We start from the raw sequence: 26840 nt of genomic DNA, 5'->3' as shown, positions 1-26840 counted from the left end.
AGCGCCAGCGCCCCCCAGCCGCCGGCGGAATGGCCGATCACGATGGCGGCGTCCCTGCGGATAAAATCCTGCTTTCGCAAGAACTCCATCGCGAGCCGGATTTCCTCGGCCGTTGCACGGCCCGAACGCGCATAGTCCGCCTCGTCACATCCGCCCTGGTCCTCGACATAGCGGCCGCCGGTCGCGCCATGGCCCAGCCGCTCCGGCACCAGCACGGCAAAACCGTGCCCGACGAGATAGGCGGCGAGCGCACGATATTCCGGCTGCGGCATTTGCGCTCGACGCAAGCCATTCTGCGTCGAGGCGTGTGCGACGACCGCCAGCCGGAACGGACCTGCCCCGGCAGGGCGAAACAGCAGGGCACGCGCAGCAATGTCGGTATCCGGCGACGGCACCCGCCACTCTTGTCGGCGAAACGGTTCGCCCTCCTCGCCCGATGGGCCAAACGTGACCTGAGCGCACAGAGGCGGCGCAGTCAGCAAGGCCAGCAGAGTCATAAGCGCGAAGATGTTGAGAAGCCGCATGAATGGCCGAGGGCGAGCACGAACAGCGACAGCCACACTAGTAGGAACGAATCACTATGGGCGGACTTTCTGCGTGGCCCTCGCCCTTCATTCGTTGCCGCAGAGGGAGTTTTGCACCGACACACGGCACGCCGGTGCCATTCGAGTCGGCGTCCTGTCTTTTTTCGGTACAACATGGTTCAGATACTGATGCACAAAATCCACACGTTAACCGATAATTAACGATAGGTCTTGCCGCCGGCGCGGCGACTTGGTTTGATTGCGCCCATGAGCACAACCCTGATCGAGGTCCGGCCGGCCAAAGCTGCAGATGCAACTGCGGTGGCGTCTACTCATGACGAAGCCTGGCGCTCCGCCTATCAGGGCATCATTCCCGGCGCCGAGCTGGAAAAGCTCATCAACCGCCGCGGCCCGCAATGGTGGGACAGCGCGATCCGCAAGGGCAGCCGCGTCAGCGTGCTGGTGTTCGGCGACAAGATCGCGGGCTACGCAAATTACGGCCGCAACCGCGCCCGCAGCCTGCATTTCGACGGCGAGATCTACGAGCTGTACCTGCGCCCCGAATTCCAGGGCCTCGGCTTCGGCCGCCGCCTGTTCGCCTCCGCCCGCCGCGACCTGATGCAGAGCGGGCTGAAGAGCATGGTGGTCTGGGCGCTCTCGGACAACGACCCGGCGACCGAGTTCTACCGGGCGCTGGGGGGCCGTATGGTGGCCCGCTCCTCGGAGCGGTTCGGGCCGAAGTCGCTCGACAAGGTTGCCTTCGCTTGGACCAATTGAGCTGCTGAAAGCTCAGCGGCAGCGTTTCCCTTCCGTCGATACCGTTGCCTTTGAGCCGGTGATTTCCGGATTCATTATTTCACAAAAACGCGATGGATCAGCGGGCCAAGCCCGCGTATGACAGCGCCAAATCGCTGCCGGGCGCGATTTATCCTCGGCAATAACGGAGCCTTGAATGCGTATCGATGCGATCTCGATCGGGAAGAACGTACCTCACGAAGTCAACGTCCTCATCGAAGTCCCCGTGGGCGGCGAACCGATCAAATACGAGATGGACAAGGAGGCCGGCACGCTGGTGGTCGACCGCTTCCTCTACACGCCGATGCGTTACCCCGGTAACTACGGCTTCATCCCGCACACCTTGTCGGATGACGGCGACCCCTGCGACGTCCTGATCATCAACACCCGCGCTATCATTCCCGGCGCCGTCATGAGCGTGCGCCCGGTCGGCGTGCTGTTCATGGAAGACGAAGCCGGCGGCGACGAGAAGATTCTGGCGGTGCCGTCGTCGAAGCTGACGCAGCGCTACGACAAGGTGAAGTCGTACTCCGACCTGCCCGACATCACGCTGCAGCAGATCCAGCACTTCTTCGAGCACTACAAGGATCTCGAGAAGGGCAAATGGGTCAAGATCCTGCGCTGGGGCGGTCCGGAGGACGCGCACAAGCTGATCCTCGAAGGCATGGATCGCGAGAAGAAGAAGAAGGGCTGAGCTTTGGTGTCCCGGACGCGATGCGGCATGTCCCGGCGATGCGTAGCATCGTCCGGTGTGACGCGTCGCAGGGCCGGGACCCATGCTGCCGTTAGGCCCCGGCTCTGCAGCGCATCGTTTCACGCTGCGCTGCGTCCGGGGCACGAGAGTTTGGCTACACCGCCGGCTTCGGTAGCTCGGCGATCGCACAGGCCGCGCGCAGCGTGTTGACCAGCAGGCACGCCACCGTCATCTGACCGACGCCGCCCGGCACCGGCGTAATCGCGCCAGCAACCCCAAGCGCTTCCTGATAGGCGACGTCGCCGACGAGGCGCGTCTTGCCGTCTTCTTTGGGTATGCGGTTGATGCCAACGTCGATCACGGTCGCACCCGGCTTGAGCCAGTCGCCGCGCACCATCTCAGGTCTTCCGACCGCGGCATAGACGAGATCGGCCTGCTTCACGAGGCCGGGCAGGTCGCGCGAGCGCGAATGCGCGATCGTCACCGTGGCGTTCTCGTTCAGCAGCAATTGCACCAGCGGGCGGCCGACCAGATTGGAGCGGCCGATGACGATGGCGTTCATGCCTTCCAGCGAGGCGTGCACGCTCTTGGTCAGGATGATGCAGCCGAGCGGCGTGCAGGGCGACAGCGCTTCGAAACCACCGGCGAGCCGGCCGGCATTGTTCGGATGCAGCCCGTCGACGTCCTTGGCAGGGTCGATGGCGTTGACGACCGCTTCGGTGTTCAGCCCCTTCGGCAGCGGCAGTTGCACCAGAATGCCGTGCACGGCCGGATCGCGGTTGAGCTTTGCGACCAGCGCCAGAAGCTCCGCCTGCGAGACGTCGGCCGGCAGCTTGTGCTCGAACGAGGCCATGCCAGCGGCCTGGGTCTGGGTGTGCTTGGAGCGGACATAAACCTCGCTGGCGGGGTCGCTGCCGACCAGCACGACCGCCAGTCCCGGCACCAGATTGTGCTCGCGCCTGACGCGGGCGACCTCGTCGGCGACGCGGGCCCGAAGTTCCGCGGCGATGACTTTTCCATCGATAATCTTGGCGGTCATGTCAGTTCCCTCAGTCTTTCGATTGGGCCGAGACGAGCTGGCGCAGGGCTTCGCCGAGCCGTGCCGGATCGCCGTCGACCGCGATCTGCTTCAGCCGCGAGGTAGCTCCGGACAGGAGCTTTACGCCGGCCTTGGGGACGCCCAGCGATTTCGCCAGCAGGACCAAAACGGCCTTGTTGGCCTCGCCGCCATCGGCGATGGCGCGCACCCGCACCTTGAGCACGCTGCGGCCGTCGGCCAGCCGCTCGATTCCGTCGATGCCGTCGCGACCGCCGCGCGGCGTCACCCGCAGCGCGATGCTGATTCCTGCGGCCGAGTAACGCCAGGGTTCCTTACAAGCTTCGTTCGCAACCAAGGGCTACAGCCCGCTCAGATCACGTTCGGGTAGATGTAGTACAGGATCACCCGCTCGATGAACATGATGAGCAGGATCAGGATGATCGGCGAGATGTCGAGACCGCCGAGACTGGGCAGGAAGTTGCGAATCGGCGCCAGCACCGGCTCGGTGATCCGGTACAGGAACTCCGCGACCGCCGACACGAACTGGTTGCGCGTGTTCACGACGTTGAAGGCGATCAGCCAGGACAGGATCGCGGAGGCGATCAGCAGCCAGACGTAGAGGTCGAGCACGATGATGACGATGTCGAGAACGGCACGCATGGCTTTTGAAGCCTCTGGCTTTTGAAAACGTTGGCTGCGGTCGGGATTGACGCCTTTTGCTAGATATCGGTTCCCCCCCGCCCAAACAAGGGAAGTCCGCGCCCCGAATGGCTAAAACCGGGTGACACCCGTCCTTGACTTGACCTTGGCGGGGACTTAAATGGCGCCCGGTTGTCGGTCGCGTTTACCAGAGCGGCCAACAAAGGGGCCATAGCTCAGCTGGGAGAGCGCGTCGTTCGCAATGACGAGGTCGGCGGTTCGATCCCGCCTGGCTCCACCAGCCTTCGCTCGCTTCGCGAGCTACGGCTAGGCAAGCCTTGGGAAGTCTCTCGCAGCGAAGTGAGCGAAGGCTGCCTCGCCGAAGCCCGCAGGGCGAAGGCGCCCTCCGAAATCCCCCTACCTCCCCGTAAACCTCGGCGGCCGCTTCTCCATGAAGCTCGCCACGCCTTCCCGGAAATCGCTGCCGGCGAGCGCCACCATCATCTCCCGGTTGGCTTCGATCGTTGCCTCCGCCAGCGTCTGGAACGGCACCTCGTAGAGCTGGCGCTTGATCACGGCCATCGCGCTCGGCGAGACGAAATCGGCGAGATCGCGCGCATAGGCATAGGTCTCCTCGCGGAGCTTGTCAGGCGGGCAGAGCCGGTTCACCAGGCCGATCCGCAACGCCTCGTCGCTCGGCACGCGCCTCGCCGAGAGCAGCAGATCCATCGCGTTGGCGTGGCCGACGATGCGCGGCAGCATCCAGCTGATGCCGTGCTCGGCAATCAGGCCGCGCCGCGCGAAGGCCGTCGTGAACACCGTGTTGTCGGCGGCAAAGCGCAGGTCGCAATAGAGCGCGTGCACCAGCCCAATGCCGGCCGTGGCGCCGTTGAGCATGGCGATCACAGGCTTCTTGATCGACGGATAGAACCCGTAGCGCGTCTGCCAGTCCGGACGCCGGTTCATGTCGAACGGCGGCAGGTTCGACGCGCGCCGGACGTCATCGGGGTCGAGCCCCTTCAGCGCATCCATGTCGGCGCCGGCGCAGAAGGCGCGGCCCGCGCCGGTCAGCACGATGACGCGGACATCGTCATCGGCGTTTGACGCTTCCATCGCATGGCGCACGTCGCGCTCCATGGTCGGCGTCCACGCATTCATGCGATCGGGACGGTTGAGCGTGATGGTCGCGATCTTGTCGCTCACCTCATAGAGAATGTGCTCGTAGGCCATGACGCTCTCCCTTTGCTTTCCGGCGCGTTCGCGCGCTCGTTGGCGGTGAGCCTAGCATATCCAGGAAAGAGGCAGAGGCTTGCGCCAAGGACCTGCGCCAAGAACCTGCGAGAACCTGCGCGAGCACGCGATTACTCGGCGGCTTGCGCCAGCACCGGCCGGCGCGTCAGCCAGCCGTCGATGAAATGGTCGAGCCAGGCACGCTCTGCGACATCGTATACGGCACGATCGGCGAAATGATGATGTCGCTGCCGCGCACCGGGCGCACTGAAGCCGTCATAGCCGCGCGTGGTCCAGCGATGCATCATCGCGTAGGTCACGTCAGGATGAAACTGCACGCCGAAGGCATTGCCGGCGCGGAACGCCTGCACCGGAAAATCGTCGCCTTCTGCGAGCAGCTCGGCGCCGACAGGCAGCTCGAATCCCTCGCGATGCCAGTGATAGACCTGGGCCGGCCAGGCCGGGCAGAGCGCGTGGCCCGCGGCTGTGGGCCGGATCGGGTAGTAGCCGATCTGGGTCAGCGCATCGGCATGCGGCGCAACGCGGGCGCCGAGCTGCATCGCCAGCATCTGGGCACCAAGGCAGATGCCGAGGAACGGCCGCTGCTCGCGGAGCGGAATTTCGATCCAGTCGATCTCGCGGCGAATATAGTCGTCGGAATCATTGGCGCTCATCGGACCGCCAAAGACCACGGCGCCGGCATGCTGATCGAGCGTCTCGGGCAGGGGATCGCCGAAGCGGGGACGGCGGATGTCGAGACGATGGCCAAGCGCACGCAGCGCATTGCCGACACGGCCCGGCGTCGAGGATTCCTGGTGCAGGATGATCAGAACCGGCAATTGGGTTTCGGAGGCGACGGCGCCTGGCGTCCTCCTCGGGAAGGGCACCACCTCTGCGCTACCAAACCTGTCCGTCCGGAACGACATGGCCTTTGCGAATGCTATCGGTTCAGACCGCCAGCATAACTAAGCGATCGTTAATTTCGTGTGAGTTCGCGCACACAACGAAACCGAAGCAAGCTCCGGGCCAATACGGGAGCTCGAGATCTAATGCCTCTGCCTCTGGAATCGGCTGGTGGCGGCCAGGATGAAGCCCCGCGGGAAGAAGCGCAGGGCAAATGGCACAATCTTGATGCCCAGACCAGGCAGCACTGCCCGTTTGTTGGCCATCAGGCCACGATAGGCCTCCTGCGCGACATCGGCGGCTGAAACATTGAGAAGGGCCGTATCATGTCCGGAGCCGACGCCGGCGCGCGCCTGGAATTCGGTGGGCACGGGACCCGGGCAAAGCACGGTGACCCGAACGCCGCGCGGCGCGAGCTCGGCCCGCAGCGCTTCGGTGAAGGAAATCACGTAGGCCTTGGACGCGTAATAGACGGCCATGCCGGGGCCGGGCAGGAAGCCCGCGACCGAGCCGACATTGAGAAGACCGCCCTTGTTCCTGATGAGTTGATCGGCGAAGCGCAGCGACAAATCGGTCAGAGCCCGCACGTTGACATCGACAATCCCGATCTGCTCGTCGCGATCGCGCTCGATGGCGTCGCCGAACACGCCGAAACCAGCATTGTTGACGAGGTGGTCGAGCTCTACGCCTTCAGCGGCCAGCGCCGCCGCGATCGTCTCGCCGGCGTCCAGGTCCTGGAGATCGCAGGCGATCACGATCGGCTTCTTGCCGCCTTTGGCGGCGAGCTCGTTCGCGAGCGCCTCCAATCGATCCGCGCGCCGCGCCGTCAATGCGAGGCGATGTCCATTGGCGGCAAACACGCGCGCCAGCTCCGCACCTATGCCCGCCGAAGCACCGGTGATCAACGTTACCCGCTCAGCCACGATCGAAGTCTCTTGAATTGAAGTTTTTGGCCCCGCAATGACGGAACGAGAGCATAAGCCGTGCGCGACAGGCAAGCGGCGTCGGCCGCATGGCCGCCTGAGCGGGCGTCAGGAGGAGCAGGAAAGCCGGGTTTTTACGGACGAATCCGGAGCCGGACGGCCGGCAGCTACATTAAAGTTTCGTCATGTGATCCGCACAACCGGCCATCCGCCGGTTTGCGCGGATCAGCCGCCGACGGCGCTGTCCGTCACCTGACCACCGGCGCGCTCGGCCACCGTATGCTTCAGGTCGATCCGGTCGCGCTGGGAAATCCCGAGCAGGTCGGAGGCGCGCCAGACGACGTTGTCTTCGAATTCGGAGACCTGGCCGTCGGCATAGACCAGCTCCCACATCATCCGGACGATGCGCTTGCGGCCCTCCTCGTCGAGCGAGCGCATGATGACGCTGGTGAAGTGATAGAGGTCCACCGCCTCGCCCTCGACCTGGGTGGCGTCCGCAATCAGACGATCCGCAGTGCCGCGATCGAGCTTAAAATGGCTTTCGATCAGGCTGTGCAGCTTGCGCTGCTCGGCCGCGCTCGGCTGGCCGTCGAGCGAGATTACGTGGACCAGCAGCGCGGTGGCCGCCAACCGATAATCGCTGTCGCCGAACGTGCGGTTCTGGTCATTGGGGGCGACAATGTCGGCGATGAACTGGCGCAGGCCGTCGAGCATAAGATCCTACCGAAATCGATACAGCCGCGAGGCGCGGCCGTTACCAGCATTATATGAGCAGGAAACTCAACCGGCGCAACGTGCGTCAGTTCCGCGCGCTGCATTACGTTTCGGCAATCTGTTCACGGTCATTCCGTGTGCGCGCAGAGCACGAACTCTCGAGATTCCGGGTTCGATGCTGCGCATCGCCCCGGAATGACCGCCTGAGGCTCACGGGATCTCGTACACCACCATCTTGTCGGCGATGCCGCGCAGCGCCGCCTGTTTCTGGATCGGCTTGATCGCGCGCTGCTCCAGCACCTCCGCAACTGCGGGCGCATCGAGCACCGGGCCGGTGATGTGGATCTCCTGCGCGGTCGACAGGCTCTGCACGCGGGCGGCGATGTTGACCGTTTGGCCAAAATAATCCTGCCGCTCGTTGAGCATCACCGCGAGGCAGGGACCTTCATGGATGCCGATCTTGACGATGAGATCATCAGTGCCGCGCCGCTTGTTGAGCTGGTCCATCGCCGCACGCATCCGCAGGCCCGCGACGATGGCATGCTCGGGGCGGACGAAGGTCGCCATCACGGCATCGCCGATCGTCTTCACCACCGCGCCCTTCTCGGAGGAGATGATCTCGAGCAGCGCATGGAAATGCGCGCGCACCAGATCGAAGGCGGCGAGGTCGCCGACGCGCTCGTAGAGCGCCGTCGAGCCCTTCAGATCGGTGAACAGGAAGGTCAGCGACGTGATCTGGAGCCGCTGGTCGAGACTGAGATTGTCCGCCTTGAACACATCCCGAAAGGTCTGGTTCGACAGCATCCGCTTGGCGGTGAGGAACGGCTTGCGCTTGCCGATTAGATGATGGAGCGCCTCGGCCGCGATGAACACCGACGGCAGCACGCGCACGCCGGCCTGGTTCTCCAGCGACAGCCGCAGCGGACCCGGCCGCATGGTCGTGGTGCCCGTCGGGGCCTGCACCTTGTTGTACATGATGGCGAGCTGCTGGCGATCCCTGGTCGGCTCGCCCTGGACGTCGATGAAATGGGCGGCGTGCGTGACCGGCTCGAAGATGATGACGAAGTCACCAGGCAGCTGCAGCGACATGGTCGCCTTCTCGCCGGCCGGCAACTCCATCGTATCCAGCGTCACCTCGTTCGCCAGCGTCGCGAATGAGTCCTTGTTGAAGTCGACTCCGGAGCTCCAGAACACCTGCTTGAAATACTCCCACACCGGCAGCGTGTCGGGGTCGTGCGCCGCGATGCGCCGCACGCGCGGATTCACGGTGAAGGAGACCTCGACCTGATCGTCGACGGAGGCCTTGTAGCCGCAAGCGCAGAGCGCGCAGTGATAGTCGTCGGGCTTGAGCGCCTTCAACGTCGTGTGCGCGCCGAGCACGCCGCCGCAGCCCGGACACAGCACGTTCCAGCCGAGATCGAACAACCCGAGCCGCGCCGCGTGCAGGAAGGCCGAGATCGCGTGCTCTTCGTCGACGGCATGTTGCGAGGCGAAATCGAGGACATTGACGCGGTTGAGCTCGTGATCTTCGCCGTCCTCGATCAGACGCGCAATCGCATCGACCACCTTCGTGTCAGCGGTCTGCTTCAGAACGGAGAACTGGGCCTGGATGTCGCTCATGGCGGGACTCTGCTGGTTGAATCACGCCATCGGCCAGGCAATCGCCTGTCACCGACGGGTGATACGGAACATAGGTGAGTGGTCCGGCTGGGTCGTGACGACGCCGAGCGGGATCACGGGATTCGCCTGATCGGCGAGCTCGACACGGAACGCGCCGATCAGCCGAGCCAGCGCCAGCACGGATTCGGCTTGCGCAAACGGCGCGCCAATGCAGACGCGCGGACCTGCGCCGAACGGCAGATAGGCGAAGCGATCGGGCGCCTCCGTCGACATGAAGCGCTTTGGAATGAACGCGTTCGGCTGATCCCACAGCTTCTCGTGCCGGTGCAGAAGCCAGGGCGCGATCATGATGATGTCACCCTTGCTGATCTCGACGCCTGCCGCATTGTCCTTTTCGCGTGCGGCGCGCGCGACCAGGAAGGCGGGAGGATAGAGCCGCATGGTCTCGTCGATCACCGCGCGGGTGAATTTCTGACGATCGATGTCGGCCATGCTGTCGAGATGCTCGCCGCTTGTCTCGGACGCCACCTCTTCCTGCGTCTCCGGATCGAGCGCGAGCAAATATAGCGCCCAGAACAACGCCGTTGCGGTGGTCTCGTGACCCGCCAAGATCATGGTCGCGACCTCGTCGACGAGCTGCTCGTCGGAAAAGCCCTTGCCGGTTTCCGGATCGCGCGCCGCGTCCATGAGATCGAACAGATCGCGCGGCGGCGCGCCGTCCTTCTTGCCGGCAGCGCGCCGCTCGGCGATCAGCATCGCGACGAACTCGGTCCAGCGCTTGCGGAAACGGGCGCGGGCAAAATCCATCGGGCTCGGCCACGACACCGGCAGCAGCATGTCGAGGAAGTAGGGCCGTCCCAGCCGGGACGCATACTCCATAATGAAATTGCGCAGGGTCGCGCCATGCCGGTCCATGCCGAACGAGAACATCGTGCGCCCCGCGATCTCCAGCGTCATGCGCTGCATGATTTCGCGCAGATCGACCGGCGCGCCCGTCTGCGTATCGAGCTTCGCGATGGTCTCGTCGAGCACCGCCGTCATGTGCGGCACGAGGTTGGCGGTGGCGCGCGGCGTGAAGGCCGGCGCGAGCGTCCGGCGCTGGAACGTCCAGGAGTGTCCTTCCGCGATCAGAAGCCCGTCGCCGAGCACCGGGCGCAGCATGCGGATGCCCGCCGGCGTGCGCGTATAGTTCTCGTAATTGTTGAGCAGGACGTGCCGGATCGCATCCGGCTGATTCAGGATGAAGCTGTTGCGAAGGAAGAAGCGACCCTTGATGACCTCTTCCTCGTAAGCAGGCTGCCCCCACGTCGCGATCATGTTGCGCCGGATCACGGCAAGCCGGCCGAAGAACGACATGTCGTCGGGCGCACGCGGGGGAGCCGGGGGGATGATGGGCCTACGCACGCTGGCGATATTCATGGCTCTCTCCCGAGAGATGTGACGCAGGCAAAATAGCTAATAAGTCAGCTCGGCGACCGCAATCCTGTTCTCCTGGGCCGGCCAGGCGCGCGCCACAATTCGTTCTTCGCCGAACTCGGCCACGATGTTACGCCCAACCTCGCTGGCGGGAAGCCGCAGGGTTGCTGCCGCATCCGTGGGCACGCCCGGCTTGACGTCGGCCGGCTCCTTGCCGTCGAACAGCACCACGTCCCGCGGCAGGCCGAAATAGCCCCTCGGCCGCGACATGATCACGACAGCTCCTGCGTCCTTGTCGGCCGGCCCCAGCGGGCGCGCGGCGCGCAAATGCACGACGTCGGATGAGCGTGGGAACGGCGAGCGGTAGATATGCGTCGTCGGCATCTCGGGCGATGCCAGGACGAATTCGAGCGACCAAGCGGGATCGACCTGCGCCGGCCCCCAGCGGCCGTCGGCGCCGGTCTTCGCGCTGTGCAGCGCACCGCCCTTGCGCTCTCCGGTTTCAGGGTCGACGCGGAAGACATCGACGGTTGCGCCCGCCACCGGGCGATTGGTCGGCACGCCGCCGGGCGTCCCGGTGATGAGGCCGCTGAGCCGAACGCTTGGCTCCGGGACGATCGCAATTCGCGCGGGCTCGCGTCCCGCGATGAATTTGTAGATCTCGCGGAAGGCGCGCGGATGGAACGCCACTTCGCGATGATCGAGTGCGCCGAGCACGAGATTGGTGGCGCCCTTCAGCTCCGGCCCTTCATTGGTGACGCCGGTCGGCGTGCCCGGCTTGCCGATAAAGCGACCGTCGGCCTGGGCGTATTTGTCCATGCCGTCGCTGCGCAAGGTGAGGAAGGCGACACCCGGCGTCACCTCGCTCTCGCCCTCGTTCAGGCCGCGCAGGAATACGCCACGGCCGTTGAACTCGTTGTTGGGCTGGTCGTCGGTCGCGAACACGCCGTGATTGGGTGTGCCGCACAGGACGGCATGGCTGACATCGCCGGCACCACCGTTCTTGATGACATTGCGGATCGCATAGCCGCCGCGCGAGCTGCCGACCAGCGCCACGCGCGAGGCGCCCGTGCGGCGCTTCAACTCGGCAATGGCAGCGGCGAGCTCGCGGCGCTGGTCCTCGGTCGAGGAACGGTTCGCCTGCTCGACCGTGTCGTCGCTGCGCGCATTGGGATCGGTGAAGTTGATCGCCATCATGCGATCGCGCGCGATGCCGTTGGACTCCATCCGCCACAAGGTCGTCATCCAGAGCGCGTCGTAGTCGCCATTGCCGTGGACGAACAGGATCGGCGGCACCTCGGTGCCAGGCGCCGCGGCGGGCGCGGTCTGGGCCCATGCGCCCGTCCGCAAGCTCGCAACTGCGAAAGGCAAGCTGCCTGCCCCCTGCAGGATCGTCCGTCGCGACAGCTTCATATGTTCCTCCCGGCAACCCAACTCTTTGCACCGCTTATAGCGGCCTAACCACTGGACAGCGAAGGACTTTCGCAGGCATCACTGAATTTGCCGGAATCGCCCAAGATCACTCCAAGACCATTCTGCCAGCACGTTTGGAAGGGGATATGACCGAGCAGACGAACCGCCAGAGAATCGCCGCCGACGGCATCACCGCGCCTCTGCGGTACACCGTGTTCCGGCGCATCTGGCTCGCCAGCCTGCTCTCCAATCTCGGCCTCCTGATCCAGGGCGTGGGTGCAGCCTGGGCGATGACGCAGATGGCGGCCTCGGCGGACAAGGTGGCGCTGGTGCAGACCGCCTTGATGCTGCCGATCATGCTGATCTCGATGCCGGCCGGCGCCATCGCCGACATGTATGACCGCCGCATCGTCACCCTGGTCTCGTTGATGATTGCACTCACCGGCGCAACCGCGCTGACGGTGCTGGCCGGGTTCAATCTCATCAGCCCGGAGACGCTGCTCGCCTTCTGCTTCGTGGTGGGCAGCGGCAACGCGCTGTTCGGCCCGGCGTGGCAGTCTTCGGTCAACGAACAGGTGCCGCCCGATGCGCTGCCTTCGGCCGTCGCGCTGAACGGCATCAGCTACAACATCGCCCGCAGTTTTGGGCCCGCAGTCGGTGGCGTCATCGTCGCGGCGCTCGGCGCGGTAGCGGCGTTTGCCTGCAACGCGATCCTCTATCTGCCGCTGCTGGTGGTGCTGCTGCTGTGGCGGCGCAACACCGAGCCCTCGCGCCTGCCGCGGGAAAAGCTCAACCGCGCCATGGTCTCCGGCTTCCGCTACATCACCAATTCGCCGCCGATCAAGATCGTGCTGTTGCGCACGCTGGTGATGGGCCTGATCGGCGGCGCCATCATGGCGCTGATGCCGCTGGTCGCGCGCGACCTCCTGCATGGCGGTGCGCAGACCTACGGCATCATGCTGGGGGCCTTCGGCATGGGCGCCGTGGTCGGCGCGCTCAACATCCACGAATTGCGCAAGCGCATGAGCGGCGAGGCCGCGATCCGCGCCTGCACCATCTCGATGGCGTTCGCGATGGCTGCCCTTGCCCTGAGCACGGAGCCGGTGCTGACGGCAACTGCGCTGGTGCTGGCCGGCGCGGTCTGGATGGCCGCGATCGCGCTGTTCAATATCGGCGTGCAGCTCTCGGCGCCGCGCTGGGTCGCCGGTCGCTCGCTCGCGGCATTCCAGGCCTCGATCTCCGGCGGCATCGCCATCGGCGCTTGGGGCTGGGGCCATCTCACCGACTATGCCGGCGTCGAGGTCGCATTGTTGACCGCCGCCGGCCTGATGCTGATCTCGCCGCTGCTCGGGATCTGGCTGACGATGCCGCGCGTCGGTGCCCGCAACGAGGATGCCGACGTGCTGGCCGATCCCGAGGTGAAACTGTCCCTGACGGGGCGCAGCGGACCTCTGGTGGTCGAGATCGAATACCGCGTGTCACAGGAGAACGCGCGCGCGTTCCACAACGTGATGCAGGACGTGCAGCTCTCACGGCAACGTAACGGCGCCTATGGCTGGTCGATCGCCCGCGACATCGCCGACCCCGAATTGTGGACCGAGCGCTATCATTGCCCGACCTGGTTCGACTATCTGCGCCAGCGCAACCGCTCGACGCAGTCCGAACGCGCGCTGCATCAGCAGGCGATCGATTTCCATATCGGTCCCGAGCCGGTGCGGATCCGCCGCATGCTGGAGCGTCCGTTCGGCTCGGTGCGCTGGAAGGATGAGACGCCAGATCGTGCGAGCGCCGAGGTGCTGCCGGTGGTCGCGACCGCGGCGGGGAGCAGCACGTAGGTTTCTTCGCTCCATCCGGGCCACGGGAATCACTACTGCCCGTGCTCGGTCAGCACCTTGTCGCAGCCTTTGCTCAGCTTGGTGCGGTTCTGCTTGAGGCAGGCGAGCACAGCGCCATCGCCATTGTTCATCACGGCGCGGCAGAAGCGGGTGACATCGCGCGCGCAGGCATCGTGGCCCGGCTGCTGCTGCGCGGATGCGACCGACGCGCCGAGCAGCAAGAGAAGAATGAAAAGAAATCTGGTCATCGCGTAATGCCTCTTACCCGGAAGAATGTGCGGGCGAAGCTAGTGCGACGATCCCTCAGCCGCAACGGCTTTATTGGCGGCCGCATGACGCCGCCGCGTCGCCCCGGCTTGACGCCGGGGCGTATTCGCGAGGGGAGCTAACCGACGGAACGATGACGGTGTTGCGTGCTCTTACTGCTTGTCCTGGGCGTCAGCGACCTTGCGCGACGCGCCCTTGGCGAGATCCTTGTCCATCACCGCGCGGCAGCCGACGCTCAGGTCCGAGCGATGCTTCATCATACAGGCCGTGATCTTCGGGATGTTGGGGATTTCCGACGAGCACAGGCGGAAGGCGTCGCCGGTGCACTGCTGCTGCGCCTCGGCCGAGAAGGCGAAGCTCGAGGTCGTCGAGACGAGCGAGACAATGGCGGCAAGGCCGAGCGCCAGGCTGATGTCGCGGAGACTGGCAGAGAAGGACTTGGTGTTAAGAGACTTGGTGTCAGGAGATTTGGTCATTTGAAGCTCCCATTGGCGCCGTCGCAACGGTGCCCGTTGTTGATGGGAGCTACGATGCTCCAGCAAAACAGTTTCCACTGTGATGATGGTCACGGGCCGCACCCCGACTGTGACGTCGGTCACTTTGGCGCACCGCCCTGAAATTCCTCCACAACCGCCGTCGTGTTGGTGTCACGTTAACTGTTACTTCGCATTAATGGCTCGTCGCGCGGGAAATTCCGCCGGTTTGGTTGCGTAATTGGAAAGAATAGCGATGCGTAATGCGTTGGGCCTGATGTTGGCCAGTGTAGTTGCGGCGGTCGTGATCGCCGCCGGCGGTTGGTTTTATTATTCCTCGCGCGCCGATCAGGCCGCTCCCAAGACAATTGCCGCCCGTGCCGCCGATCAATTGCCGGCACCGGCGAAGCTCGCCGCCAGGGATGACGTCGAGACCACCGCAACGATCGCGGCCAAGCCGACGACAGTTGCTCAGGCACCCGCGCCCGCCCCGGCCATGCCGGTTCAGCAGAAATCGACCTGCACCAATCCGAACGCGCTGGGCGTCGCCCGCGTGGTCGAGATCGACACCACCGGCGGCCCCGGCTTCGGCTTCGATCATTTCAAGCAATTCGACTTCCTCACCGACAAGGAAGTCGTGCTGACCTTCGACGACGGTCCCTGGCCGGTGAACACGCCGAATGTGCTGAAGGCGCTGGCGGATGAATGCACCAAGGGCCTGTTCTTCTCGGTCGGCAAGCATGCGACCTATCATCCGGAGATCCTGCGCCAGGTGCTGGCCCAGGGCCATACGGTTGGCACGCATACTTGGTCGCACGTCAATCTGAACGGCAAGAAGATGACGGAGCAGATGGCCAAGGACGAGGTCGAAAAGGGCATCAGCGCGGTGAGGTTCGCGCTGGGTGCCGACCCCGCGCCGTTCTTCCGCTTTCCGCAGCTCCAGCATAATCCGGCGATCGTGGGCTATTTCGGCACCCGCAACGTCGCGATGTTCTCGACCGACGTCGACTCCTTCGACTTCCGCAAGGGCGCGACGCCGGAAAAGATCATCGAGACGGTGATGACCCGGCTCGACAAGCTCGGCAAGGGCATCATCCTGATGCACGATTTCCAGAAGAATACCGGACTGGCCCTGCCGACGCTGCTCGCGCGGTTGAAGGCCGGCGGCTACAAGGTCGTGCAGATGAAGGCCAAGACGACGCTGCAGACGCTGCCGGAATATGACGAAGCGATCATGAAGGACATGAAGGTGCCGACCGCGAGCACGAACACGCGTCCGATCGGAAGCGTGGTGCAGACGGTGTCGCAGTAAACGCCAGCGATCCGATCCAAAGTCTAGCGTCATGGCCGGGCTTTTTGCCCGGCCATTTGCTTTTGGCGAACGGCTTACCAATAGATGCCGTGGCGGTGCAGCTCGCTGATGATGCGGCGCTCGGTCCAGCGCTTGGACTTCGGCTGGTCCGCCCTTGCCGTTTTCTTGGTGGCGGGCTTGGTTGTCGCGACCGGCGCCGAGGTGGTCGTGGGCGTGGTCACCGCGGGAGCCGCCGGCGTGACCGTGGCGGCCGGCGCAGAGAGCGACACTGCCGGCGGACGATCGGAATATTTCGGCGCCTCCGCGGCTGGCGCGACTTCGCTCACCTGCGCCGTGGCGGCGGTCGGCGTCGTTTGTGGAGCAGGGGCCTGAGCGCCCGCCGCGGACAGTGACAGGCTGCGGGAGCCGTCTGCCTGGGCAGAGGCAGAAGCCAGGACCATGGCGGCAACCAGAATGATCTTGCGCATGTGAAACCTCCCCGTGTTGGCGTACCCGGGACATTACGGGGAAGGTGTCCTGGGTTAAGTGATTGGCCTCACACAATCGCGGAGCAATTTCGAACCGGCCGGCTGCGATCAACACGCCCGCCGATAGACCCGCAGCGTCACATCCGGAAAGCTCATGCTGTCGAGCAGGCAGACGCCCTTTTCCGCGTCCATGCGGGCGATGAGATCATCGCCGACCCGCGGTCCGACCAGCGTGTGCTGGATCGAACTCGAGACGACGAGGATGTTCGACTGCAGAAGCGCGTCTGCGGTGGCCGCTCCCGTTCGATGCAGCATCTCGCCACGGACGACGAGATTCATCCGCGCCTGCGCCGCATACAACTGAATGGTCGCGGGCGTGACCGGGTAGGGACTCGAAAAGCCGACGTAAAGCGGCCCCGAGGGCGGCGGTTTGACGTCGCGCAGAAGCGACCAGAGACGCTCGGTCGATGCTCGGATGCTGTCCTGCTGCTGCGCGCTCAGCGGCGTCGCCACGCTGAGCTGACCAATCACGACGTGCTTGACGAACAGCGCGAACGCCATTGCGAGCGCAAGCACCCGGCCCGCCGTCAGCAGATGGCGACGGATATCCGTCGCAAGGGCTGTGCCCGCGAGCAGCGATTCCATGGACGCCATGCTGGCGCAGCCATTGAGGACCATCGCGACGATGAACACGCCGTAGAACATTGCGCCGAAAAAGTAGGTCTTGATCTCGGCAACGGACGGAATGGCATAGGCAATCAGCACGGTCGCGAGCAGAACGACGGCATCCAGCACCGCAGCCCGGCCCTGGATCGCAGCGAGCACGAAGCGCAGCAGCATCAAGGCCAACCCGATGGCGAGCCAATAGTGCAGGCCGAACTGTCCCTCTCCACCGATGGAGAAGCGTAGCAGTCCGGGCCAGAAACCTTCGCCCGTCGTCCAGAGGTCGCGCTGGCCGACGAACACGTTGAGAATGTAGGTGACGGTCTCGACCAAGGCGGGTCCGATCAGCACGGCCGTGGTCGCGATCAACGGCAGCACGAACCACACGAGCGAGCCGAGCGCAGTCCTGATCGACAAGCGCAATCCGCCGGCCTGGATGCAATCGACGACCAGCCGGATCGCGAACGCACTGCCGAGCAGAGCGAGCGCAGCCGGGAACGACGTCGGCTTGATGCAGGCGGCGAGTGCACAGGCGACCCCGAGGCCAGCCAGCGACCGGGCGCTGCGCCGGAGCACGCCGCGGTAGACGATGGCACCGGCGGCAAGACCGATGGCAAGTCCCGAGGGCAGATCGGGACGCGCTTCCGTGATCGTGTGCCACAGCACCGGCACGCACACCGCTGCGATCAGACACGATGCGATCTCGAGGACCGGCCGTCGCCGAACCAGCCAGATGATCCCGAGCAGGAAGCCGAAGACGATCACGGCATGAACGAGATAAGGACCGAGATAGCTTCCGGGAAACGACCAAAAACCGGTGGCCGCCACCAGCGTCGAAAACGGCGCATGGTGATGGAGCAAGTCCCAGACGCTGCCGGCGACGCCGCGGCTTCCGAAGGCATTCATCCATATGACCGCGTCGCCGAAATAGGCGACGTCGTCATAGAGCGGCGGAACGGACAACCGGCTGTGCAGCCGCGACGCGTCGAGCGATTTGGAGGCGACGATGGCGGTGATCAACGCCGCAAGGATGACGAGGCCGGGCAGCCGGACCCAGTCGCTCCGATCCGCGGACCCCGTTCCGTTCGCCATGCCCCTGCCTGCCCCATTGCCCACACCCGGCCGGCACGAGGTTGTCACCCATCTCTTAGGTACGATGCGTTACCCATCTCTTCGGGCTGGACAACCTGAGGCGCTGGTGCCGCAAGAGGGATTCGAACCCCCGACCCCGTCATTACGAATGACGTGCTCTACCAACTGAGCTATTGCGGCGAACCCTGCCGGGGCCAAGGCGATGCCGGCCCCGATACGCGCGCTCCTGATATCGGGCATGGCCCGAATTGGCAAGGACAAGCCGGATTCGAAATGCGGCTCACGCGCCCCAGCGGGACCAGAATCCGCGCCAGCCGCCGGCCTGAGCCTTGGGTGTACCGATTTGTTCCGTAAATTCATCGCTCGGACCCTCGTCATCGATCCCGGGATCGTCGGGGGCCCGGACGATCGGGATGACCGCAGGAATCGGCGCTGGCGCGGGTTTGCCGAGGTCGGCGCGGCTCCGGAACACGGGGGTCGCCGCCGGGGGCGGTGATTCGGCGGGCTCGGGGGCCGGCAGGACCGGTTCGGCGGTCGCAACGGCCGGCTCGTCCTTGGCCATCGGGGGCAAATTGTCCTGCGCGGCCGGCACTGACGCCGGTGCCGATGCTGGTGCCGCCACGGGCGGTTCCGCCGGGCCTTCGCTGGGAGCCACCGTCACCCGCTTCGGCGGCGGGGCCGCCAGCATGGCCTCCTCGAAGGCCGAGGATTCGATCGTGGTCCCCTTGTCCGAAGGCAGGCTCGCGACCGGGGTCTGCCACTGGAACGCATCGAGCCGGCCGGTGACCGGGGAGACCGGGCGCCAACGGTCGCTGACGTAGCCGTCCGCAGTCCAGGCCGGATCGTGACGGGCGCGCACCGCGCGCAGGGTCCAGGCGCGGGCGCGACCGCCATCGCCGTGCTCGGTGCGCTCGATCTCGGCCATCAGCAGCGCGACGCGCTGGGTCGGATCCTTGACATAAGGCGCGAGCACCTCGCGCGCGCGAGCGAACTCGGAGGCATCGATCGCGGCGCGCGCGATCGCGAGCTGGCCCTCGACATGACCGGGCTTGTCGGCCGACGTCTTGGCCGCAAGCGTCTCGACCCGCTGCAAGCGGTGCCACGCGGTATCGCCTAGCTTCACGTGGGCATAGGCATCGGCGAGATCGGGATGCGGATTCGCGATCCAGGCGGCCTCGACCAGCTTCATGGCGCGGCGCACCTGATGCGCCTCGCTCTCGAATTTTGCGGCGAGCACCGCCGCCGGCACCAGCGTCGGCGCCAGCTTGATCGCCTCCATCACGCTCTCGCGCGCGACGTCGCGGTCCATGGCTGCCAATTCCAGCGCGCGTGCAGTGAGCAGGACGCCGCGCTGCCGGCGATAGGTCTGCTTGTCGATCTGCCCCGCAGACAGATTCGAATCGAGGATCGCAAGCGCACCGCTCCAGTCGCCACGCGCGCAGCGGAAGCCGAGCACCGCATGCGAGGCCCAGGTCGAGGACGGCGACAGCTTGATCGCTTCCTCCGCGATCATCACGGCGCCGACCGCATCGTCGGCGCGCTGCGCTTCGATGAACAGGCCGCGCAGGCCAAGCAGGCGCGTGTCCTCGCGCTCGGCCATGGCGCGGAAGACGCGCTGCGCCTCGTCGCGATTGCCTTCGAGCTGCGCTGACTGCGCATGCAGGAGCAGCGCGAGCGGATCATTCGGGGCATGTCGCCGCGCCGTTTCCGCGTGCCGGCGGGCAAGCGCGGTGTCACCATGACCGATCGCAAGCAGGCCGTGGGTGATGGCGTGGCGGCCCCGCGCGTGGCGCTTGTCATGGCGGCGGCGGCGCAGACGCCCCGGCGTGCGCCAGATCGTCGTCACGATGCTCCAGACCAGCACGACGGCCGCGGCAAACAGGCCAAGCAGGAACACGAATTTGGGAAGCGTGGTCGAGGCGCGGAAGCTGCCCGCGGTCAGGACGAGATCGCCGGGCTGGTCGGCAACCCAGGCCGCGCCGGCCGCCGCCAGCGCGATCAGGACAAGGAAGAGGACGATGCGAAGCATGGCGATCCCTATACGCGCTGATTGTTGCGCGAAGCTTTATTGAGCAGGCTTGACGAGATCCGCCATGGCATCGTCGGCGAACTTGCGGGAAGCGGCGAGCGCAGCGTCGCGGGCATCGGCCTTGTCGAGCCAGGCCTGCGCCGGCGCACGATCGGCCTCGGCCAGCGTCTTGAGCTCGCGCCGCGCTTCCACGAAATCATTGCGCAGCGCCGCTGCCGTCACCCGTGCGACGATGGCGCCGCGATCGTTGCCGACCCCGTCGGTGCGCTCGATGCGGACGAGCTTTGACGCTCCTGCCTGGAGACGCTCGACGATGCCCGTGCCGCTGGTCTGGGCTTCCGCCGGCGGCGACAGCTTCGGCACGATATTGAGCAGCTCGCGGCTCAGCGCCACCGGCGTCGGGATGCCGGACGCGGCAAAGGTGTCGAGCGGCTTCAGCGCATCGGGCTTTGCCGCCATCGCCCGCGCTGCGGCCAATTGCGACTCGTAAGCATCGCCGTGACGAACGGCGACGTCGAGCAGGGCCGCCGCCACCACATGACGCAGCGGCTTGTCGTCCATCCTCTTCGCATCGGCGATCTTCTCGCCCTGCTGCGCAAGCTCGGCACGTTCGGTCTTGCTGGCGCGCTCGAGCTGGGCGATGCGGTCGCTCAGAGCGGCAAGGTCGGGCACGGCAGTTTGCGGCGCCGATTTCGCATCGTTCAATGTGCTCGCGGTCTTGTCGGACTGCGCACGCAGATTGGCGACGTCGCTGCGCAAGCCGGTTGCGGATTTCTCCAGCGCGTCGATCCGCGCCGCCATGGCGGGATCAGCGGCGGGCTTGCCGGCCTTGGCTTCGACTGCCGCAACGCGACCGCTCAGCGCATCGACCGTCGCGCTCGTGACCTGCGGGGCGGCCGGCGGCGCCTGTACGGCGGGCCAGCCCAGCATCCAGCCGACCGCGATCACGACCGCCGCTGCGACAGCGCCCGAGAACGGCGCGATGACCCAGGGCGACATCGGCGCGGACGCGACGGAAGGCTGTTCCTTAGCGCGTTCAGGCTGCGGCTGGGACTTGGTCTCTTCGGACTCGATCTCTTCGGACTTGGCTTCCTCGACCCTGGTCTGCTCGTGCGCGGCCCGCTCGGGCTCCAGGTGAGCCTCCGGCTCGACCGCCGCCTCCTGCGGCTGGGTCGAGACTTCGGTGGCTTCGAGGTCGATGGTGGGCGGAGTGCGCTTGGCACGGCCGGACTCAGGAGCCAATCCTGCGTCTTCAGGCTTGTGGTCGGCCATCGTGACGGTTCCTCACACTTCCATACGCGGGACGGACCCGATTACGTCGGATTCGGCTCGACCTCTTACGCCAAACGGGTGCGCAACGCACGCTCCAAGGTGGTAAATAAGGCATTTTCGTCCGGTGTCGCAGCCACCAGAACCTGCGACGCGCCGGCATCGCGCAGCACGCTGGCAACAGTCTCGGACAGGCAGCATTGCGGTATAGCCAGCGCCGAGATTTCGACGCCTTTGTCCCTGGCCGCATCCAGGAACGCCCGGGCGCTGCGTCGGGAGTAGTGCAGCACCGCCTCGACGCCGTGAGCGGCAAAGCCCTCGCAGACCTCGCGCGGCAAATGCTTGACCGGCGCCATGCGATAGGTCGTCTGTGTGACCACGCTGAACCCCTCCGCACCGAGCTCGCCGCCGAGGTCGCGCGACAGATCCGCGCCTGCGAGATACAGCAGCGTGCTCTTTTTCTTCAGCACCTTGTCGCGTGCGCTCTGCATCACCTTGTCGCGCAAGGACGCGGCATCGCCGCCGGCGACGATCACCTCGGCAAAGCCGGCGTCGCGCGCCGCAGCAGCCGTATGCTCACCGACCGCAAACAACGGCAGCTCCAACAGACCAAGATCCTGCAATTGTGGCGCGACGGCACGGATCGCGTTGGCCGATGTGACGAGGATGGCGCCGTAGGGAGCTTCACTCTCGTCATGGAAGGCGACCGGCTCGAACTTGAGCACCGGCGCAAGCAGCACCGCAAGCCCCCGCGCGCGCAGATTTTCCGCCGTCGTCTCATTGTCGGGATGCGGCCGTGTGACAAGAATGGACATCGCTGGTGTTCCCGAACCGATTGGCGGCCACGCATTCGTGGGGAAGCCGCGCGTGACGATTGCGCAATCCGGCCCCGGAATGCTACCGGACGTACCAGAACTCTGCTTTGCGGATGAGCGCAAGGGCGCAAATTGGATAACAATTCGCCAATGCTGGTACTGGGCATCGAAACAACCTGCGACGAGACAGCCGCGGCGCTGGTCGAGCGCGCGCCTGACGGCAGCGGCAGGATCCTGTCCAACATCGTGCGGTCGCAGATCGAGGAGCACGCCCGCTTCGGCGGCGTGGTGCCGGAGATCGCCGCCCGTGCCCATGTCGATCTGCTCGACGGCATCATCGAGCGCGCGATGCAGGAGGCCGGCGTCGGCTTCGCCCAGCTTGGCGGCGTCGCGGCCGCGGCGGGGCCGGGCTTGATCGGCGGCGTCATCGTCGGGCTCACCACCGCAAAGGCGATCGCGATGGTGCACGACACGCCGCTGGTTGCGGTGAACCATCTGGAGGCGCATGCGCTGACGCCACGCCTCACCGACGGAATCGAATTTCCCTACTGCCTGTTCCTCGCCTCGGGCGGCCATACCCAGATCGTCGCGGTCACCGGCGTCGGCCAGTATGTACGGCTTGGCACCACCGTCGACGACGCGATCGGCGAGGCCTTCGACAAGGTCGCGAAGATGTTGGGCCTGCCCTATCCCGGCGGCCCGCAGGTCGAGCGCGCGGCGGCAGGCGGCGATGCCACGCGATTTGCGTTTCCGCGGCCGATGCAGGGACGCCCCGACGCCAATTTCTCGCTGTCGGGATTGAAGACGGCAGTCCGCACTGAAGCGAGCCGGCTAGCCGAGATCACGCCGCAGGACGTCAGCGATCTCTGCGCGAGCTTTCAGGCCGCCGTGCTGGATTCGACCGCCGACCGGCTGAGCGTCGGCCTCAGACTGTTCCGCGAAAAATTCGGCGCACCGCGTGCCCTGGTCGCGGCCGGCGGCGTCGCGGCCAATCAGGCGATCCGCGGCGCCCTCGATGAGGTCGCACAGCAAGCCGGGACGCAACTGATCATGCCGCCGCCCGCGCTCTGCACCGACAACGGCGCGATGATCGCCTGGGCCGGCGCCGAACGCCTCGCGCTCGGCCTGACCGACACGATGGAAGCGCAGCCCCGCGCGCGCTGGCTGCTCGACGCCAACGCGACGGCGCCGACCGGCTACGGCAAGACCCGGGCGGGATTCTAGCCATGACCACGTTCCAATCTGTCGCGGTGATCGGGGCGGGCGCCTGGGGCACGGCGCTGGCGACCGTGGCGGCGCGGGCGGGACGGAGCGTCACGCTCTGGGCACGCAATGCCGAGCATGCCGCGCGGATCGCCTCGACACGCGATAATCCGCGACTGCCCGGCGTGCAGATCGCGCCGGAGATCGTCGTGACCAGCGATCTGGCGCTCACCGCACGCGCCGACATGTTGCTGATCGCAACACCGGCGCAGCATTTGCGCGGCGCCGTCAACATGCTGGCCTCGCATCTGACAGGGCCGGTGCCGATCGTCGCCTGCGCCAAGGGCATCGAGCACGGCACCCATAAATTCATGACCGACGTGATCGCTGAGGCCGCGCCGCACGCCCAGCCCGCGATCCTGTCGGGTCCGAGCTTTGCCGACGATGTCGCGCGCGGCTTGCCGACGGCGGTGACGCTGGCGGCAGGCGATGAGACGTTGGCGAGCGCGCTGGTGCAGGCCCTGGGCTCACCGACGTTCCGTCCCTATCACTCCACGGACATCCGCGGCGTCGAGATCGGCGGCGCAGCCAAGAACGTGCTGGCGATCGCAGTCGGCATCGCGGTCGGGCGCAAGCTGGGGGCCTCCGCCCAGGCCGCGCTGACGACCCGCGGCTTTGCCGAGCTGACGCGCCTCGGCCGCGCGCTCGGCGCACGCAGCGAAACGATCACCGGCCTGTCCGGCCTCGGCGATTTGATCCTGACCTGCTCGAGCCCGCAATCGCGCAATTTCATCCTTGGCCTTGCTTTGGGCCGCGGCGAGCAGCCGCCTGCGGGCAAGCTTGCCGAGGGCGAGTTCACCGCGCCGGTGCTGATCGAACTCGCAGCTTCGCAAAACGTCGAGATGCCGGTGTCAGAAGCCGTCGCGTCGATCCTGAGCGGCCGGAGCACGATCGACGCCGCAATCTCGGCACTGATGACGCGCCCCTTCAAGGCAGAGGAATGACGTCTTCTCGTCATGCCCGCGCTTGTCGCGGGCATCCACGTCTTGATATTGAATTGATGGCAGAGACGTGGATGGCCGGGACAAGCCCGGCCATGAGGAATGGATAGGGCGCGCGCGATGAACTACTGGCTGGTGAAATCCGAACCGTCGGTGTGGTCCTGGGACCAGCAGGTGGAAAAGGGCGCCAAGGGCGAGGCCTGGACCGGCGTGCGCAATTACACCGCGCGCCAGAACCTCGTCGCCATGAAGAAGGGCGACAAGGCATTCTTCTATCATTCCAACGAGGGCAAGGAGATCGTCGGCATCGCGGAGATCATCAAGGAGGCCTATCCCGATCCGACCGACAAGACCGAGAAATTCGTCTGCGTCGATATCAAGGCCGACAAGCCGTTGAAGACGCCGGTGACGATGGCGACGATCAAGGCCGAGAAGAAACTCGCCGACATGGCGCTGGTGAAATATTCGCGCCTGTCGGTGCAGCCGGTGACGGCCGAGGAGTGGAAGCTCGTCTGCAAGATGGGCGGGGTTTAGCCGCAGGTGCGGCCTTAATTCTCCGCCGTCGTCCCGGACAAGCGCGCTCTTAGGCGCGCGTAGATCCGGGACCCATACTCCGCAGCAATCGTTTTGCGAGGACTCGGGGTTACCAGCGCGTGCTACAATATAATTTGGTGGTTATGGGTCCCGGCCTTCGCCGGGACGACACCGTGAGTTTGGCACGGCCATCGCGCAACGACCTGCAATATCCGTGCTCACATCTCCGGCAGCACAAACACCTCGCATGGCGCAGCAATGCCGCGCAGCGAATGCGATCCGAGCGCGATCAGCGGCATGTCCGTCTCGGCGGCGAGCGCGCCCGACACCAGCACGGTCCGCTCCAGCGACTTGCACAATCCCTCGAGCCGACTGGCGAGATTGACGGCGGGACCGATCGCCGTGAAGTCGAGCCGGTTGGCGGCGCCGATATTGCCCCACAGCATCTCGCCCAGATGAAGTGCGGCACCGAATGCCAGCGGCGACAACCCTTGAGCGCCGCGCTCCGCGTTGAGATAGGCCATCCCGGCTTCGGCGGCGCTCGCGGCGCGGAGAGCGGCCTCGCAGGCGCGGCGGGGCGATGCCTCGACCACCGGAAAGATCGCGAGCACGCCGTCGCCGATGAATTTCAGCACCTCGCCGCCAAAGGCGTGGACGGCGCCGGCGATGCGATCGAACCAGGCATCGAGCGCGGCGATGACCTGTGCAGGCGGAGAGGTTTCCGACAACGTCGTGAAGTTGCGGAGGTCGGCATAGAGCAGCGCGGCCTGAATGGTCTCGCCGAGATCGCGCCGCAGAGGCGCTGCCAGCACCCGCTCCGCGCTCCGCTTGCCGAGATAGGCATCTAACGTCGCGCGCAACGTGGCGCGCGCGGTGAGCACGGCGAGGGGCGTCGCGGCAAAACGCGCGGCCTGGCGCAATTGCCCGATGTCGTCCGCGGTGAACGGACGCGGCCCGATCCAGCAAAGCTGCGGCCCATCTGGACGTCCGGCGATGTCTTCGTGGACGTCGCCGCGCGCGATGTCGCGCAGCCAGCGGCGACCGGCATCGTTGGGCGGATCGGGCGCCAATCCGCCCGGCGCGAAGCCGAGTGCTTCGATCACCTGGCCGCTGTCTGCACGCCACAACCAGGTCCGCTTCGCGATCAGCGGATGCGGCACCTCCAGCGTCAGGGCGCCCCCCGCAAGCGGCACGCCGTCGGCGACCAGATGGGCGGCGAGTTCCGCAAGCAGGCGATCAGCTCCGGCACTATCCGAAGCGGCATCGACAAGCCAGGCGAGGGTCGGGGAGAGCTGCATGGCTCGATCATGGCCAAGGCGGGCCGCCCTTGTCACGGGCAATCCTTGACGCGCCGCTTTGGCACCGCCATGTGCCAATGGCAGCGAAGGGATGATCGCCGATGACCGAACCGTTCATAGTGCGACGCGAGACCCAGATCGCGGCACCACGTGCCACCGTTTTCGCCTATCTGACCGACCCCGAGAAAATCCTGAGCTGGATGGGCTCCGATGCCACCACGGAGCCGCATCCCGGCGGGCTTTATCTGCTCAAGGGCATCGGCCCCCGCAGCGGCGTCGCCCGCGGCGCCTTCCGCGAGGTCGTGCCGGTGCATCGTCTGGCCTACACGTTCGGATGGGAAGGCGGCCAGGAGGTACCGCCCGGCTCGAGCCTGATCGAGATCGACCTGATCGAGCGCGACGGCGGCACGCTGCTGCGCATGACCCATAGCGGCCTGCCAAGCGAAGCGCAGGCCGCCGCGCACGCGACGGGGTGGGCGCATTATATGGAACGGCTCACGACCGCAGCCGCAGGCGGCGATCCCGGTCCCGACAACGGCGTCTCGCCCAAGTCGTAGCTCTCGTAGGGTGGGCAAAGGCGCACTTGCGCCGTGCCCACCATCTACCCCAACACCGCAACAGAAATGGTGGGCACGCTTTCGCTTTGCCCACCCTTGTATTAGCGCGCCGGAT

The 26840-nt window shown here is 65.8% G+C and carries 26 protein-coding genes, 2 tRNA genes and 1 pseudogene; 9 read left to right on the top strand and 20 right to left on the bottom strand.

The genetic code is table 11. From position 1 onward, the window contains the following. A pseudogene (locus IC66_RS0136690) lies at positions 1-524 on the bottom strand (alpha/beta fold hydrolase); the annotation flags it as partial. 267 nt (positions 525-791) lie between these two features. Between IC66_RS0136690 and IC66_RS0136685 the strand changes: the two are divergent. Beyond that, positions 792-1301 carry a GNAT family N-acetyltransferase gene (locus IC66_RS0136685; RefSeq protein ID WP_018318962.1) on the top strand — a complete coding sequence of 170 codons (510 nt, stop codon included), beginning with the start codon at positions 792-794 and terminating at the stop codon, positions 1299-1301. A gap of 175 nt (positions 1302-1476) precedes the next feature. Then, a complete protein-coding gene (gene ppa / locus IC66_RS0136680) occupies positions 1477-2013 on the top strand; it encodes an inorganic diphosphatase (RefSeq protein ID WP_018318963.1) in 537 nt (178 codons plus the stop codon). A 154-nt stretch (positions 2014-2167) separates the two neighbouring features. Here the strand turns inward: ppa and folD are convergent, their stop codons facing one another. The 3 genes from folD to IC66_RS0136665 are packed head-to-tail and all read right to left on the bottom strand — an operon-like array spanning position 2168 to position 3712. Then, complete coding sequence (gene folD / locus IC66_RS0136675) at positions 2168-3052, bottom strand: bifunctional methylenetetrahydrofolate dehydrogenase/methenyltetrahydrofolate cyclohydrolase FolD (protein ID WP_038950929.1); 885 nt, start codon at positions 3050-3052, stop codon at positions 2168-2170. A 10-nt stretch (positions 3053-3062) separates the two neighbouring features. Continuing rightward, positions 3063-3407, bottom strand: a complete 345-nt coding sequence (locus IC66_RS0136670) for a DUF167 domain-containing protein (protein ID WP_038950928.1) — start codon at positions 3405-3407, stop codon at positions 3063-3065. 14 nt (positions 3408-3421) lie between these two features. Further along, the gene (locus tag IC66_RS0136665; protein ID WP_007598721.1) at positions 3422-3712 is read right to left on the bottom strand and encodes a YggT family protein; all 291 of its coding nucleotides are present in this window, start codon (positions 3710-3712) and stop codon (positions 3422-3424) included. A 204-nt stretch (positions 3713-3916) separates the two neighbouring features. Between IC66_RS0136665 and IC66_RS0136660 the strand changes: the two genes are divergently transcribed. Continuing rightward, positions 3917-3992 (top strand) — tRNA-Ala (locus IC66_RS0136660). 116 nt (positions 3993-4108) lie between these two features. Here the strand turns inward: IC66_RS0136660 and IC66_RS0136655 are convergent. The 7 genes from IC66_RS0136655 to IC66_RS0136625 all read right to left on the bottom strand — a co-directional run bounded on the left by IC66_RS0136655 (position 4109) and on the right by IC66_RS0136625 (position 11910). Continuing rightward, entirely contained in the window at positions 4109-4921 is an 813-nt protein-coding gene (locus IC66_RS0136655; protein WP_028139306.1) for an enoyl-CoA hydratase, read from the bottom strand. A 131-nt stretch (positions 4922-5052) separates the two neighbouring features. Beyond that, positions 5053-5847, bottom strand: coding sequence for a glutamine amidotransferase (locus IC66_RS0136650; protein WP_038950927.1), 795 nt, complete (start codon positions 5845-5847; stop codon positions 5053-5055). A gap of 120 nt (positions 5848-5967) precedes the next feature. Next, entirely contained in the window at positions 5968-6747 is a 780-nt protein-coding gene (locus IC66_RS0136645) for an SDR family NAD(P)-dependent oxidoreductase (protein ID WP_038950926.1), read from the bottom strand. A 225-nt stretch (positions 6748-6972) separates the two neighbouring features. After that, positions 6973-7461, bottom strand: coding sequence for a TerB family tellurite resistance protein (locus IC66_RS0136640; RefSeq protein WP_018318970.1), 489 nt, complete (start codon positions 7459-7461; stop codon positions 6973-6975). Positions 7462-7671: 210 nt separating this feature from the next. Then, positions 7672-9081: an adenylate/guanylate cyclase domain-containing protein gene (locus IC66_RS0136635; protein ID WP_028139309.1), complete on the bottom strand. Its 1410-nt coding sequence runs from the start codon at positions 9079-9081 to the stop codon at positions 7672-7674. Positions 9082-9129: 48 nt separating this feature from the next. Then, positions 9130-10500 carry a cytochrome P450 gene (locus IC66_RS0136630; protein WP_028139310.1) on the bottom strand — a complete coding sequence of 457 codons (1371 nt, stop codon included), beginning with the start codon at positions 10498-10500 and terminating at the stop codon, positions 9130-9132. 36 nt (positions 10501-10536) lie between these two features. After that, positions 10537-11910, bottom strand: coding sequence for a hydrolase (locus IC66_RS0136625; protein ID WP_038950925.1), 1374 nt, complete (start codon positions 11908-11910; stop codon positions 10537-10539). 146 nt (positions 11911-12056) lie between these two features. Here IC66_RS0136625 and IC66_RS0136620 point away from each other — a divergent pair, with 146 nt between their 5' ends. After that, on the top strand, positions 12057-13745 hold the full coding sequence (locus IC66_RS0136620; RefSeq protein ID WP_028139312.1) for an MFS transporter: 1689 nt from the start codon (positions 12057-12059) through the stop codon (positions 13743-13745). 32 nt (positions 13746-13777) lie between these two features. Here the strand turns inward: IC66_RS0136620 and IC66_RS0136615 are convergent, their stop codons facing one another. Both IC66_RS0136615 and IC66_RS0136610 read right to left on the bottom strand, forming a co-directional pair. Beyond that, positions 13778-13993, bottom strand: a complete 216-nt coding sequence (locus IC66_RS0136615; RefSeq protein WP_028139313.1) for a hypothetical protein — start codon at positions 13991-13993, stop codon at positions 13778-13780. Between the two features lie 171 nt (positions 13994-14164). Further along, positions 14165-14488: a hypothetical protein gene (locus tag IC66_RS0136610; protein ID WP_028139314.1), complete on the bottom strand. Its 324-nt coding sequence runs from the start codon at positions 14486-14488 to the stop codon at positions 14165-14167. Between the two features lie 253 nt (positions 14489-14741). Here IC66_RS0136610 and IC66_RS0136605 point away from each other — a divergent pair, with 253 nt between their 5' ends. Further along, complete coding sequence (locus tag IC66_RS0136605) at positions 14742-15797, top strand: polysaccharide deacetylase family protein (RefSeq protein WP_038950924.1); 1056 nt, start codon at positions 14742-14744, stop codon at positions 15795-15797. A 74-nt stretch (positions 15798-15871) separates the two neighbouring features. Here the strand turns inward: IC66_RS0136605 and IC66_RS0136600 are convergent, their stop codons facing one another. From IC66_RS0136600 to IC66_RS0136575, 6 genes are all read right to left on the bottom strand, one after another. Then, positions 15872-16264 (bottom strand): hypothetical protein, encoded by a 393-nt coding sequence (locus IC66_RS0136600; RefSeq protein ID WP_038950923.1) that lies wholly within the window; start codon positions 16262-16264, stop codon positions 15872-15874. Between the two features lie 108 nt (positions 16265-16372). Next, on the bottom strand, positions 16373-18019 hold the full coding sequence (locus tag IC66_RS0136595) for a hypothetical protein (protein WP_038950922.1): 1647 nt from the start codon (positions 18017-18019) through the stop codon (positions 16373-16375). A gap of 104 nt (positions 18020-18123) precedes the next feature. Beyond that, positions 18124-18199: transfer RNA gene (locus IC66_RS0136590), tRNA-Thr, on the bottom strand. Positions 18200-18299: 100 nt separating this feature from the next. Next, positions 18300-20048: a heme biosynthesis protein HemY gene (locus IC66_RS0136585; RefSeq protein WP_038950921.1), complete on the bottom strand. Its 1749-nt coding sequence runs from the start codon at positions 20046-20048 to the stop codon at positions 18300-18302. A gap of 36 nt (positions 20049-20084) precedes the next feature. Further along, positions 20085-21320, bottom strand: a complete 1236-nt coding sequence (locus tag IC66_RS0136580; protein ID WP_038950920.1) for a COG4223 family protein — start codon at positions 21318-21320, stop codon at positions 20085-20087. Between the two features lie 65 nt (positions 21321-21385). Then, positions 21386-22132 (bottom strand): uroporphyrinogen-III synthase, encoded by a 747-nt coding sequence (locus IC66_RS0136575; RefSeq protein ID WP_038950919.1) that lies wholly within the window; start codon positions 22130-22132, stop codon positions 21386-21388. Between the two features lie 150 nt (positions 22133-22282). Here IC66_RS0136575 and tsaD point away from each other — a divergent pair, with 150 nt between their 5' ends. The 3 genes from tsaD (at position 22283) to IC66_RS0136560 (ending at position 24870) form a co-directional block, all read left to right on the top strand. Beyond that, positions 22283-23356, top strand: a complete 1074-nt coding sequence (tsaD, locus tag IC66_RS0136570; RefSeq protein WP_028139321.1) for a tRNA (adenosine(37)-N6)-threonylcarbamoyltransferase complex transferase subunit TsaD — start codon at positions 22283-22285, stop codon at positions 23354-23356. Positions 23357-23358: 2 nt separating this feature from the next. After that, the gene (locus IC66_RS0136565) at positions 23359-24339 is read left to right on the top strand and encodes an NAD(P)H-dependent glycerol-3-phosphate dehydrogenase (protein WP_038950918.1); all 981 of its coding nucleotides are present in this window, start codon (positions 23359-23361) and stop codon (positions 24337-24339) included. A 117-nt stretch (positions 24340-24456) separates the two neighbouring features. Further along, the gene (locus IC66_RS0136560) at positions 24457-24870 is read left to right on the top strand and encodes an EVE domain-containing protein (protein WP_028139323.1); all 414 of its coding nucleotides are present in this window, start codon (positions 24457-24459) and stop codon (positions 24868-24870) included. Positions 24871-25088: 218 nt separating this feature from the next. Here IC66_RS0136560 and IC66_RS0136555 read toward each other — a convergent pair whose 3' ends face one another. Then, the gene (locus tag IC66_RS0136555) at positions 25089-26168 is read right to left on the bottom strand and encodes an adenylate/guanylate cyclase domain-containing protein (protein WP_038950917.1); all 1080 of its coding nucleotides are present in this window, start codon (positions 26166-26168) and stop codon (positions 25089-25091) included. A 101-nt stretch (positions 26169-26269) separates the two neighbouring features. On the opposite strand from IC66_RS0136555, the gene IC66_RS0136550 reads away from it, so the two are divergent. Further along, positions 26270-26725, top strand: coding sequence for an SRPBCC family protein (locus IC66_RS0136550; protein ID WP_028139325.1), 456 nt, complete (start codon positions 26270-26272; stop codon positions 26723-26725). The last annotated feature ends 115 nt before the right edge of the window (positions 26726-26840 follow it).

Origin of the sequence: Bradyrhizobium genomosp. III, assembly GCF_000261705.1 — a bacterium.
In the GTDB taxonomy this organism is placed as follows: domain Bacteria; phylum Pseudomonadota; class Alphaproteobacteria; order Rhizobiales; family Xanthobacteraceae; genus Bradyrhizobium; species Bradyrhizobium ottawaense.
Note: the sequence above shows the minus strand (reverse complement) of the source record. Positions and strands in the feature narration are given on the sequence as shown.